Here is a 13007-nt window from a genome sequence, read left to right as displayed (position 1 = left end):
ATGCCAGCCGCCGCTCGCCTCACTGACCAGACCGGACATCCGGGTGTCATCACCGGACCGGGGGCCCCGACGGTCCTGATCGGCCGGATGCCCGCCGCGAGGATCGGCGACGCACACGCCTGCTCGTTCCCGGGCAACCCGCCCCACCCGCCGACGACGATCGTCAAGGGAAGCGGATCGGTCCTGATCGAAGGTCGGCCTGCCGCGCGCGTCGGAGACATGGCGGCGTGCGGGGCGAGCGTCGTCGTCGGTGACTTCACGGTCATGATCGGGGGCTGAGCGATGATCGACACGACGAGCACCCCTGCCGGCCCGAGCTTCCTCGGCACCGGCTGGGCGTTTCCGATCTCCCTCGACGCGAGCGGATCGGTCGCCGTCGCCAGCGCCGAGGACGACGTCCGTCAGTCGATCCGCATCATCCTCGGCACGAACCTCGGGGAGCGTGCCATGCGCCCCGACTTCGGCTCGGGCATCCGGGCGTTCGTCTTCGAGGCGATCTCGACGACCACCTTGACGCTGCTGAGGACGAGGGTCGAGGACGCACTCGTCCGGTGGGAGCCGCGGATCAGGGTCGAGCGCGTCGAGGTCGCGCTTCCGAGCCGTGCGAGCAGCCAGGTGAACATCTCGGTCGACTACCGCGTCCGAGCGACCAACACGTTCTACAACCTCGTCTACCCCTTCTACCTCGAGGAGGGCGACCGGGGATGACGATCAACGCACCCGACTGCCGTCGCGAGGCTCGCGAGGAGCTCGCCGCGTTGCTGCGCAAGCGCGCGGCGTACACCCCGGCCTGGACGGCGGAGGAGGGCGATCCGGGTCGCGCAGTCCTGGCGTCGTACGCCTCGATGCTGTCGCAGCTCCGGGAGCGTCTGAGCCAAGCGCCTGACAAGAACAAGCTGCAGTTCCTCGCCGACATCGGCATCGACTCCCTCCCGCCAGCGGCAGCGCGTGCGCCGGTGGTGCTGGAGCCGCTCGGCGGCAACGCGACGGCCCCCGCCGGGTCGCTCGTCGGCGCGACGGCAGCCGACGGACGCGCGCTGACCTTCCGCACGGAGTTCGGCATCGGCCTGACCGCCAGTCCGTTGACCGATGTCTGGTCCGTTGTGCCGCAACGGGACTCCGTCGGGGCGCATGCCGCGGACGTGGCGGGCGGCCGGGTGGTGGCTCTCTTCGAGGGGCAGACGCCGATCACCCGCCTGCTGTTCATCGGGCATGACGAGCTCCTGGCCATCGAGGGGAGCTCGTCGGTCGAGCTCGAGATCGAGCTTCGCCAGCTGGCCGGCTCGGCGCTGGACATCACCTGGTCCACGTGGGACGGCACGTCGTGGCGAGAGTTTCTCGCGGACGACGTCGACGACAGCACGGACGGCATGAAGCAACGCGGCACCCTTCGCATAGCGACGAAGTGCATCAAGTCCCAGCGGACCGAGGTCAACGGGATCGAGACGCACTGGCTGCGCGGCGAGCTGCGCACGCCCCTGACGCCAGACCCGTTCCGCCGTCTCCCCATCATCGACCAGCTGCGCATCCGGACCGCCGTCGACACCTCGGCTGCCGGTCAGCCGCCGGACGTCATGGTCGCGGCCGGCGTGGAGCGCAGCCCCCAGGAGCCGGTGGAGCCGTTCGGGGCCCAGCCGAACCCGACCTCCATCTTCTACGCGGCCTGGGACACCCTCCTGGCCAGGAGACAGGCGACCGTGCAGCTCACGTTCGACGTCTCGCGTGCCACTCCGAGCAAGCCCGACCCGGTTCCACCGCTGCTTGCCTGGGAGTACTGGGCCGGCAGCAGCTGGGAGCCCCTGGTGATCTTGTCGGCGGACAACCCGAACCTGGTCAGGGCGACGGATCTGAATTTGCTCAGCGCGGCTGCGGGGAGCTTCGAGGCGGGCACCAACGACTGGTCCGTCCACTCCAACTGCACCATCGCGAGATCGACAGCCCAGTCGTCCCACGGGAACGCCAGCATGGCGATGACGTCCGTCGCCGCCATGCAGATGATGGCCGTGGGACCGGTTGCCAGGGTCGAGCCCGGACAGGCATACACCGCCGTGGCGAGCTTCCGCGCCGCCCCGACCGCACGCGAGTGTCGCGCCGGCATCCGATGGATCGACGCCTCGGGCGCGACGATCGCGGCGCTTGGGGGGGCCAGCGTCACCGATAACGCGGCGAGCTTCAAGCAGGCCACGCTCACCGCCACCGCACCTGCGAACGCAGCGGCTGCGCGTGTCATCACGTCGGTCCTCGATCCTGCTGCTGCCGAGGTCCATTTCGTCGACCAGGTCGGTCTCTTCCGGGGCACCGGCACGGTCTGGTCCGCAGGTGGGCCGGCAACGATGACCTTCGAGGTCCCCGACGATCTCGAACCGACCGCGGTCAACGGCCGCACTGCGCGCTGGATCCGCGCCCGGCTCGCCTCCGGCTCGTATGACTCGGTCGTCTCGGTGGCGGTCGGCGGTGGGACGAACCCACCGAGTATCGAGGTGCGTACGGCGTACCCGCCGACGTTGCAGTCGATCGCGCTGTCGATCCAGAGCCAGAGCCGGCTGGAGCGTCCCGAGCACGTGATCGCCAGTAACGGCTTCGCGTACGACGACGGCACCACGGCCCTCCAGTCGCGTGGCGGCCCCGGCTTCGAGCCGTTCCACGACAACCCCGACGAGACCCCGTCGGTGTACCTCGGCTTCGACGGCGAGCTTCCGGCCGCCACGCTCGCGTTGTACGTCGACGTCGAGCCGGTCGCCCGGGAGACGTCGCACGAGTTCCGGTGGGAGCGCTGGGACGGTCGGGCGTGGGTCTCGCTGCCGGTCGAGGACGAGACCGCACACCTCACCAAGGCCGGCATCATCCGCGTCCTCTGGCCGGGGAATCGGCCCCTGCGCCGCGTCGAGCCGGTCGCGGCCTCCGGTGTGACGGCGACCGTGCTCACGGCACGAGATGCGAGTCTGTTCGTCCCCGACGAGCAGGTCTTCCTCAAGGAAAGCGAGTCGGGCGAGCTGGCGCTCGTGGCGGCGATCAGCGGGCGGACGATCAGCTTCGCCAGGCCTCTGGCCAACGCGTTCCAGGCCGCTCAGCTGTCCGAGCCCGACCTGCCGGTGTTCGGCGCACCCCGCACGTGGATCCGGGCGCGGCTGACCGAGGGCGAGCCCCCGACCGTCTCCCTGCGCCGCCTTCTGGTCAACGCGGTCTGGGCCTCAGAGAGCGCGATCATCGAGCGTGAGCTGCTGGGCTCCGGCACCAACCTTCCGGGACAGCAGTTCCAGTCCGCCCGCTCGCCGATCCTCGAAGGCGAGGAGCTGCAGGTGCGCGAGCTCTCCGGAGCCCGCGCGCGCACCGACCTCGCCGTTCTCGAGCGTGAGCTTGCGGCTACGGGCCGCAGCGGCGCCATCGAGACCGATGTCGACGCCGACGGTGAGGTGTCCGGAGTGTGGGTCGCGTGGGAGTCGGTGACGAACCTCCGCTCCTCGGCACCCAGCGATCGTCACTACACCGTCGATCGCGCCCACGGACTGATCCGCTTCGGCGACGGCATCCGTGGCAGAGCAGCGCCGACCGGGCAGCAGAACATCCGCCTGCGCCGCTACGCGACCGGCGGTGGTCGGGGAGGCAACGTCCGCGCAGGCGCGATCACCACACCACTGTCAGGCATCGTCGCCAAGCGCGTGTGGAACCCGATTGCGGCGACGGGCGGCGCCGACCCCGAGCAGGGTGACCGCGCCGCCGTCCGAGCGCCGCGCATCCTGCGCCACCGGTACCAGGCCGTGTCCGCCGCCGACTACCGGGACCTGGCGATCGATGCGTCCCCCGAGGTCTTCGGCGCCGTGGCCGTGCGGGTGCCCGACGACCTCGGCGGAGGACTCGACGTGCTGGTGCTTCCGTGGTCGGACGAGTCGCCGCCGACGCCGAGCGCGCAGCTGCTCGAGACCGTCCGGCGCCATCTCGTCCGGCGGTGTGCCGTTGGCGCGGTGGACCGGCTACGAGTGAAGAGCCCGACCTTCGTCGAGGTCGGCGTCGACGTTGAGGTGGCGCCGGTGAGCCTCGACGTGGCCGGCCAGGTCTTCGACCGCGTTCGCGCGGCGATCATCGACTTCCTCCACCCGGTGCGGGGCGGGCCGCATCGGGGTGGTTGGGGCTTTGGCAGCACCATCCACGTTGCCCGCCTGGCGCCGCCGCTGGAGCAGGTCGACGGCGTCGACTTCGTCTCCAGCCTGGTGGTGACGAGCCGCGGGGCTTTCGTGGGCGACGCGATCACCCTGGCAACCACCGAGCTTCCCTCCCCGGGCGCCATCCGCGTCCGCCTGACCTCGCCAGGGGGTACGTGATGCCGCTGCCCATCCCGACGCTGGACGACCTGACGTGGGTCGAGCTGGTGGAGGACGCGCGCGACCGCATCCCTTCCGTCGCGCCGGTCTGGACCGATCACAACGTCCACGACCCCGGGATCACCCTGCTCGAGCTGCTCGCGGCCGTCACGGAGCAAATCTCGTTCCGGATCGACCAGGTGCCGGCAGCTCACCGCGCCGCGTTCCTGGCCCTGATCGGCGTTCAACCTGCCCCCGCCGAGGCGGCGACAGCTGTGCTCGAGGCGACCTCGCCCACGGCAGGCGTCATCCGGCTCGGCACTCCTGTCGTCGCCGAAGGCGGCGGCGCGAGCAGCTCTTTCGTCGTCTCGCGCCGCTGCTCGCTCAACACGGCGCAGGTCGCAGAGCTGCAGCTAGGCCAGGCATCAACGCTGCCACCGCGAAGCGGGCGGCCCTTCCAGCCGTTCGGCCCTGACGCCGAGGGCGCCCTCACCGTCGAACTGACTCCTCCCGCGTCGCGGGGTACCCTCACGCTCTGGTTCGCCGACGCGTACGACGACGAGCGCAATCGCGGTCCCAGCCCCTGTCTGGACGACACCGACTGGTGCCCGGTGCAGCTCGTCTGGGAGTGCGCGGACGCCTCCGGCTGGAGCACGCTCCCGGCGGGAGCAGTCGATGACGACACCGGATGCCTTCGGCGATCCGGGGCTGTCCAGCTCTCGCTGCCGGAAGACGACGTCACGCTGATCCGATGCCGCCTGGCGAGGGGGCGGTACGACCGCGCTCCCGCGCTCCTCGCCGTCTGGTGCAACCCGGTCGTGGTGAGCGCGTCACGGGCCGGCGCCGCCGGGGACCCGCCTGCGAACGCCGAGTGGCGCCTGGGCACCCGACCCGTCGGACCACCGGTCGTGCTGTCGGCCCCGCTCGGGGCTCGACCCGGTCGCGACGCCGAGACCCTCGATGCAGCGATGGGGCGGGCGGCGGTCAGGTTGTCGGTCCACGAACGCCTCGTCGATCTCGCCGCAGCGCACGGCCACGCAACCCTGGACGGGATCCCCCGATCGGAGATCATCGCGTCGTCGGCGCCACCGCGTGCCGTCAACCTGCTCGACCTCGAGCGGGTTGCGTTCGCGACGCCAGGGGCCTCGCTCGCGAGAGCACGGGCGCTCGGCGGCGTCGACGTCGACGTGGCCTGCGCCGAGGCACCGGGAACGGTGTCGGTCGTCGTCGTGCCGTTCCTCCCGCGCGGACGGCCGGCCCCGACGGCCGACCTCATCGCCCTCGTCGCCCGACACCTCGCCCGGCACAAGACCGTGGGGACCCGGATCCGGGTGGTGGGGCCGACCTACACCGCAGTCGCCATCGCCGCATCGGTAGCCCGCACCGAGGGCGTCGACCGCGTCAGGCTGCGCGCCACGATCGAACGGGAGATCCGCACGTTCCTCGACCCGCTCACCGGCGGGCCCGACGGGCATGGCTGGCCGTTCGGCCGCGACGTCAACCGCACCGAGCTGATGGCCGTCATTGCCGCGGTGCCGGGCGTCGACCTCGTGACCGAAGTCCGGGTCACCGCCGACCCGTGTGACTACTGCCCGAACGCCTGCGTGCCTGACGGCTCGCTGGTGAGCGTCAGCTCGCTGACTGTGGAGGTGACCTGATGGCAGACCCGTTCGACAACCGTCGACTCCTCCGCGACGACGCTCTGACCGCCAGGTACCGGTCGACGTTCGACCTCGACCGGTTACACGTCCGGGCCGTGCACGACACGTGGGGCATCGCCGACGGCCTCGAGGCGACGCTGAGCACGGGCGGCACGGTGGTAGAGATCACGCCGGGTGTCGGGTACGACACCGACGGGTCCCCCATCAGGCTGACGAGGACCGTCACCGTGGCGCCGCACCAGACAGGCAGGTTCGACCTCGTCGCAACGGAAGACGGTGTCACCGCTGTTCGGTCACCACGGAAAACGTGGTGCGCCGGCTCCCTGGTCGTCGCGTCCGCGACGGCCGAGGCCAGGTCGTCGAGCGCGCTAGCGTGGACCGACCTCGAGCTGCCCACGCGGTGGACCCGCCGCCGAGAGAGCGCCTACGTGTTCGCGGGCTCTCAGACCTTCACCAACACGACGTTCTGGGAACGGCTCGTCGTGTCGACGCGTCGCGCGCGGTTCCCGAGCACGCCGTTGTACTTCTGCCGACTCGACGGGCCGAGCCCCGACGTCGCGACGTACACCCCGCTCGGCGTGCGCGGCGTGCCTGCCCGGAACCGCTACATCCCGCGTGCCACCCCGATCCACGGGCCGTTCTTCACCATCTGTGGTGCGACCGCGACCGGCTTCACCGTCCTCTTCACACGGGAGGTGGCGTACGCCTATCCCCTGCTGACCGTGCATTGGGTCGGAGTGATCCCTCGCTCGCAGATTCTCGATGTCGACGATCCGTGCCAGACCTATCCCGTGCGAATCAACTGAGACCTGAGGCCAGCCATGGACAATGACGCACTCCGACTCCGGTCGCACCGGTTCTTCCCCGACGAGCGAGTGACCGCCGAGGTCCTGAACGCCTCGGCCGACGCCGAGCGCGAACGCCGGTGGCTGCACAACAAGCTGCTGCACGGCTACGGCATCAGCTTCGGTCTCGAGGTGGAGCGCGGCGACCGTGACACCTCCGTCCTGATCGGGAGAGGTCACGCGATCGATCTCGACGGACGCGATCTGGTCGTGGACCAGGCGCAGTCCGTGCAGGTTCCGCCCGTACCGAGTGGTGAGTTCGACCTGGTGTGCGAGTGGTCCGACGACACGAGGGAGACGAGCACGAGCTCGTGCGGGGCGAGCGGCGAGACCGTCCGTCGCGAGATCCCGCGCTTGAAGTTCGTCCTGCCCGGAAGCTCCGGAGCCGCCGTCGTCCTCGCGACGATCACGGTCTCAGGCTGCAAGCTCTCCGCACTGGTGTTCGACGCCCGGCGCCCCCTGGTCTCCACGCCGGTGCCGTACGTCGACGGCGGCCGCTTCTTCCCGCGACCAGGCGACTGGTCCGTCCTGACACTGCAGGGCAAGGCGGTCGGGCTTCGGATCGAGATCCCGACTGTGTCGGCGAACTTCTTCGGCACCGTGTCCTACAGCGCACGGGTGATGGGAAACCGCTGGAAGGGCCAAGGCCAGACGCCCGCGTGGAAGCACGTGCTGTGCCTTGACGAGTACGTGATCCGGTCGGGGCCGAAGTCGTTCGAGCTAGGTGTCGTGATCCTCGCCGACGACATGACAAGCCCACCCTTCACGCCGGTCTCGCTCGAGAGCTTCGCCGTGAACGAGAGCGTCGGCGTGGCCGCCATTCCCGACACGCTCGGCTGGACGGTTGCCTGGATGGGGGTGGAGGGCACGCAATGAGCACCACCCCGGCCACCCCCCACTCGATCGCCGCGGCAGGCAGCTACCGCGTCGTCTTCGAGCCCGACGGGGCTGCCCGCCTCGGCAGTCGTCCGGTCCCGCTCACGCTTGACGGCTTGTGGGTCGACGCCCAGCGCCGGCTGACGCTCGCCGAGCTGCCCGTCTGGCCGGGCCTACCTGCCTCGGTCGGGCTGCCCGTGACGCGTGCGGGAGCGATGGCCTTCTGGAGAGGACAGGTCTACTACTCGGCCCGCGACGGCCTGTCCGTCAACGTCCGCGACTGTCACGGCGGAGTGGGCAGGTTCGTGGAGGCACGCCACCACGCGACATCGCAGCCCGGGCCGGATCTCGTGTCGTTGGCGGCGACACCGCGCGACACCCTGCTCGTCGTCGATCGTGGGTCGGCGACCGTCTCCGAGCACGACCTGCTCACCACGCAGAGCGTGTGGTCGTGGGGCGGGCTCGGCGGCGTCGACGACATCACGGTTGCGCCCAGCGGAGAGGCCTACGTGACCTGCGACCGCGGCGTCGTCCGGCTCGACGCCTACGCCGGCACGACGGACATCTACCGCGCCAGGCGGGTCGGCTCGGCTCCGGCATCGCTGGCGTGGGCTCGGGAGGGCGACGCGGAGGTCCTCTTCGTGACCCGGGGCGCCCGGGTACTCGTCATCGGAATCGCGACGGGAGCGGGGCGAAGGCCCGTCGTACGCTTTCCGATACCCGGGAACCTCCTCCTGCCCGTCGCGATCCGCTGGCACGACGGCCGTCTGTACCTCGGTTCGCCCTCCGGCCGAGCCATCGAGGTCGTGCAGACGGCCACCGCGTCCCGGCTCGGGGCCCTGCCGGGATCGGCGCAGGCGTTCGCTGCCTTCGGCCTCGACAGGGAAGGCTCGCTGTGGATCGGCGACGGCGAGTGCCCTGTGCCCGCTGGAGAAGCCCGGCCGGTCGACCGCGGGTCGGCCCGGCTCGGCCCGATGCCGATCGGGCTCGATTACGCGACCGGCCACACCCTGCGCGTCCGCCTGGTCGGGCAGGTCGGTGCCGACGCGACCGTCGCTCCCGAGTTCAGCCCGACCGCCGGCGACGCCCGCGACGGCCCCGCAGACGACGTACTGGCCGACGTTCCTGGCGACGCAACCGAGGTCACCGTCCGCATCGAGGTCGCTGGGCCGGCGTCGACGGCCCCGGGGAACCAGCGGCAGACTGTCTCGGCGGTCGAGCTGCGCGTCGACGAGCCGGCATGGATCGAGCACCTGCCCGCCATCTACCGCGAACCCGACGCACATCCCGAACAGCTGCTCGACCCGTTGCTTCGCCTCCTGCGGACCAGACTCGACGACGTCGTCGACACCCTGCTCGCGCTGCCCTCCGAGATCGACCCGGCCACGGCGATCGACGACCTGGACGGCGACCGCTGGCTCGACTGGCTCTCCGGCTGGGTCGACGTCCAGCTGGACGAGACCATGAAGGCCGACCTCCGCCGCGCGCTGGTCGCCGGCGCATTCGCCCGGCATGGCAAGCGAGGCACTGCAGAGTCGCTGCGCGAGCTGATCGCGCTCGAGCTCGACCTGGAGCACGTCGAGATCGCCCAGCCCGGTGACGTCGCCTCCGTCTGGGTGCTCGGCGCCGACTCGGCGGAGCTCGGGATGCGCACGATGACGGCCGCCGCTCCGCCGACCGGCTCGATCGTCGACTCGACGGCGGTGGCGGGTGCCTCGCACCTCATCGGGCCCTCCGACTACGGCGCGCCGCTGTTCGGCGACCTGGCGCACCGGTTCGACGTGCTCGTCCACGCGGCCTGGGTCCGGTGCGAGGACGAGCGGGATCGTCTCGCGGCGCTGATCGAGCGCGAACGCCCCGCTCATGCCTCAGCGCACCTGTGTGTGATCGAGCCCGGCATCAGCGTGGGGATCCAGGCACGCATCGGCGTGGACACGGTCATCGGCGTCAACGGGCCGCAGGACGCGGTAGGCGGGCTGGACGGATTCCGCTCGTCACGCTCCGACGACCGCCTCGTGCTGGCGGCTGACGGAGAGCCCTTGGTACTGAAATGAGAGGAACGCGCATGACGCTCACATCGAAGCATGACGAGACTCGTCTGCCGCTCGTCCGCAACAACTTCTGGCACGGCAAGCTGATGGGGGTCCAAGAGTTCCAGCGCGACCAGCAGTACCTGCTCTCCCTGCAGCGCACCTTGTCTCGGCTGACGGTCGGGGCCGGCGTGCTCTGCGGGCTGAAGGTCGAAGCTGACGGGACCGGGCTGCGCGTGACCAGCGGCGCAGCCCTCGACGGCCGTGGCCGACTCATCGTCGTGTCCCGCTCCGTCCAGATCGACGACGTCACCTCGTGGGTCTGTCCGACACCTGCGTCGGGCTCGCCCGAGCCCGGCGTCTACGAGCTGTGCGTGCTGCACCACGAGTGCCCGACCGACCCCGCGCCCGCACTCGTCACCGACTGTGACACCCGCGTCGAGTGCCGGCCCGGCGCCATCGAGGAGCGCTTCCGCATCGAGCTGCGGCTGCGCGAACGCGAGAACTGCGACGACGTCTGCGCGCAGTGCTGCAAGGCCCTCGAGCCCGGTCGTGAATGCGCGTGCGGAAGCGACTGCGTCGAGCTGGCGACGGTGGCGTGGGACGGCTCGGCAATCGTCGGCATCTCGATGGGTCAGCGCCCCGAGGTGCCGTCCAACCGCGACCTGCACGACCTTCAGCGCTGCCGCGACGATGGGTGTGACGACTCGTCCCTGCGAGCGCCGCGACTGGTCGAGCTGCGCCCGGCTTCGGGCAGCACGCTGAGTCGTGAGGGATCGCCCTCGGCCTGGGGTCGTTGGCGCCTCTGGCCGCGAATCGAGCTCGACTTCGATCGGGCGATCGACAGGGACAGGATCGACGACCCCCGTGACTGGATCCGCGCCTGGGCGGTGGCGAACGACCCGTCGAACCCGACGGCGGTCGTGTGCGAACGCCTCGAGCTGATCTACGCCAAGGACACCCGGGCCGGGTGCTGCGGTCACGAAAGGGTGGTCCTCGCCATCGAGGACCGCTACTTGGACCGGCTGGCCAAGCTGATCGAGGCCGGGGCCGGCCGGCTCGGTGTCGTCGTGCAGGCGCGGTCGAACGTCGACACCGGGCCGCTGGGCGTCGCACCGATCACCCTGCCGGCCCAGCTGCAGCACGCCGGCACCACGTTGCCGGCCGCCCGGCTCGACGAGCTCTGGGACAAGAACGTCGTCCCCGACATGAGCATCGACGCGCTCAGGCCGCAGACCGTGCCGGGGTGCTACACCGACGGGTTCGACGGTGGACGTCTGCACAGCGTGTTCTACGTCGAAGCGGTGACTCCCGAGTTGAGACTCACCGCCGTCCATCCATACAGCGGTGCTCGTAGCAGCAGCACTGCCCCGACCATCCAAGCAAGCTTCGCCCGCGCCCTCACCCAGCCGGCAGACGACTGGCTCGTCGACGTCGCCAACCCATGGCTGAAGGCGTGGCTCTTCGCCGACGACGGCACGGTCGAGAGTCTCTCCGTCGCCGGTGCGAAGCAGGTGGACCGGCCGGAGATCGCCGACCTGTTCGCTGGCGACTTCGACGCCACGTTGGGGCAGGAGCTGGCGGGAACGGTCGAGCTCGAGCTGAGCGCGCCGGTAGCGACCTCCGGTCGGCTGCTCGTCGCGTCCCGCTCGCCGATCGCGACCCAGAGCATCGGCTCGTTCGCCGGGACCTGTCTCGGACGCAACGAGCTGCTCGATCTCTGGAACGACCAGATCGAGGCGAGCAAGCTGTCCGCCCGGGTGCGCCCGAGCGGACAGCGCCTGCCGAGAGCGTCACAAGCCGACGGCTGGATTCACTGGACCTTCGCATGGGAGAAGAGCTGATGACGACGATAACGACGGCACGATCGACGACGTACGGCTGCGGGTGTGCCGGCGACTGCGGATGCTCGGGCTCGGCTCATTCCGCCGAGCCCTGTGGCTGCGCCACCTGTGCGTGGACGAGCACCCAGGCGCTGGCGGGGTTGGAGCGGACCCGCTTCTACCCGCGCCAGATCGTCACCCCGGACGACCTCACCCAGGACCAGCTGTACTTCAAGGACAAGCTCCGACGGCACAACCGGCTGCTGCACGGCTGGGGGCTCGTCTGCGGGTTAGTGGTGGAGGGATGTGCACGTGCCGACGACGAGGGCGACGATCCGTGCAAGGTTCGGGTCACCAGCGGCTACGCGCTCGACCCGTACGGGAACGAGATCGTCGTGGCGACAAGCGAGCTGCTCGACCTCTGCAAGGAGGACATGCTCGGCATGGTCGCCTGCCTGCCGAACGACGACCCCTGGTGCCGCCCGGTCGAGACGAGCCGGACCGGCACGTTCTACCTCGCGGTGCGGTACCGCGAGCGTGCGGTCAAGCCCGTGCACGCGCCGACGGGATGCTCGTGCAAGGACGCCGCCTGCGAGAACAGCAGGTATCGCGACGAGTACGAGTTCGGTCTCCTGCCGGAGCTTCCCGAGCACTACGACACCCCGTGCGGGGAGCTCACGTCGCCGTGCGACGGCGTGGACGAGTGCCCTCCGTGCCCCGAGACGAGCTGGGTGCTGCTGGCCACGGTCACGATGAAGGGCTCCGAGATCGAGGGGATCGCCACCGACCATCGCAGGCACGTGCTGTCGCTGGCGTACCGATGCCTCGACTGCACGAAGACGACACGCTCGTTCAAGCCGTTCGACAAGCTCGGGCTGCGCGAGCGCCTGATGGGAGTCGGCGCGGCCACGCCGGACGCCGTGGTGAAGGTGTACGCCGTCGTCGACGGGCAGCCGACGGAGATCGAGATCCCGGTCGCGACGGCCGATCTGAAGGGCAAGACCGCTCTCGAGATCGCAACCGCGTGGGCAAGCGTGCCGCTCTTCGACACCGACGAGCCGACCAAGCCGCTGATGAACGCCAACCTCCTGTTCGCCCACAGTCCGATGGAGGGCTCCTGGATCATCGAGTCGGCGGAAGACCTCAGCCGGAGGCTGGGGAGTCCCGTGATCGACACGGTCACCTATCCCGACCGGCTCAAGACCTTCAGGCGCCTGTTCGACACCGCGGGGAGGAAGCGACACCACGAGCTGCTGCTCGACAACGTCGACCGCCTGGACGCCATGCCGCCGTACATGCTCGAGGGCGTCAGCACCAGCGCGGTCGCCACTCTGAAGACGCTCGGGATCCACTCGCTCGCCGACCTGCGGTCTGCCAAGTTCGAGGATCCCGGCATCACGAAGGAGGTCCGAGCCAAGCTCGTGACCGCCCTCGACGCCATCAGCGCTCTGCCGGCGCCCTCGTGAGGAGAGCA

9 protein-coding genes are annotated in these 13007 nt (G+C 70.3%); all 9 read left to right on the top strand.

The features are described 5' to 3' along the window. From ACFQW6_RS03640 to ACFQW6_RS03600, 9 genes are read left to right on the top strand one after another with little or no spacing between them, the layout of a single operon-like run. Window positions 1–279, top strand: coding sequence for a PAAR domain-containing protein (locus tag ACFQW6_RS03640; RefSeq protein ID WP_378541387.1), 279 nt, complete (start codon window positions 1–3; stop codon window positions 277–279). 3 nt (window positions 280–282) lie between these two features. Then, entirely contained in the window at window positions 283–708 is a 426-nt protein-coding gene (locus ACFQW6_RS03635; protein WP_378541386.1) for a GPW/gp25 family protein, read from the top strand. Further along, the gene (locus ACFQW6_RS03630) at window positions 705–4319 is read left to right on the top strand and encodes a putative baseplate assembly protein (RefSeq protein WP_378541384.1); all 3615 of its coding nucleotides are present in this window, start codon (window positions 705–707) and stop codon (window positions 4317–4319) included. Before ACFQW6_RS03635 ends, ACFQW6_RS03630 begins: the two co-directional genes overlap by 4 nt. Continuing rightward, entirely contained in the window at window positions 4319–5956 is a 1638-nt protein-coding gene (locus ACFQW6_RS03625) for a baseplate J/gp47 family protein (RefSeq protein WP_378541382.1), read from the top strand. The genes ACFQW6_RS03630 and ACFQW6_RS03625 overlap by 1 nt, the downstream gene beginning before the upstream one ends. Further along, complete coding sequence (locus ACFQW6_RS03620; RefSeq protein WP_378541380.1) at window positions 5956–6765, top strand: hypothetical protein; 810 nt, start codon at window positions 5956–5958, stop codon at window positions 6763–6765. The genes ACFQW6_RS03625 and ACFQW6_RS03620 overlap by 1 nt, the downstream gene beginning before the upstream one ends. 15 nt (window positions 6766–6780) lie before the next feature. Then, window positions 6781–7680 carry a hypothetical protein gene (locus ACFQW6_RS03615; protein WP_378541378.1) on the top strand — a complete coding sequence of 300 codons (900 nt, stop codon included), beginning with the start codon at window positions 6781–6783 and terminating at the stop codon, window positions 7678–7680. After that, window positions 7677–9734, top strand: a complete 2058-nt coding sequence (locus ACFQW6_RS03610; RefSeq protein WP_378541376.1) for a phage tail protein — start codon at window positions 7677–7679, stop codon at window positions 9732–9734. Before ACFQW6_RS03615 ends, ACFQW6_RS03610 begins: the two co-directional genes overlap by 4 nt. Before the next feature lie 11 nt (window positions 9735–9745). Then, on the top strand, window positions 9746–11554 hold the full coding sequence (locus ACFQW6_RS03605) for a hypothetical protein (RefSeq protein WP_378541374.1): 1809 nt from the start codon (window positions 9746–9748) through the stop codon (window positions 11552–11554). Then, complete coding sequence (locus ACFQW6_RS03600; protein ID WP_378541372.1) at window positions 11554–12999, top strand: hypothetical protein; 1446 nt, start codon at window positions 11554–11556, stop codon at window positions 12997–12999. The genes ACFQW6_RS03605 and ACFQW6_RS03600 overlap by 1 nt, the downstream gene beginning before the upstream one ends. Window positions 13000–13007: the final 8 nt, after the last annotated feature.

Source organism: Nocardioides sp. GCM10028917 (assembly GCF_042666175.1).
Classification (GTDB): domain Bacteria; phylum Actinomycetota; class Actinomycetes; order Propionibacteriales; family Nocardioidaceae; genus Nocardioides.
The sequence above is the reverse complement of the archived record's forward strand: the minus strand, read 5'-3'. Positions and strand labels throughout refer to the sequence as shown.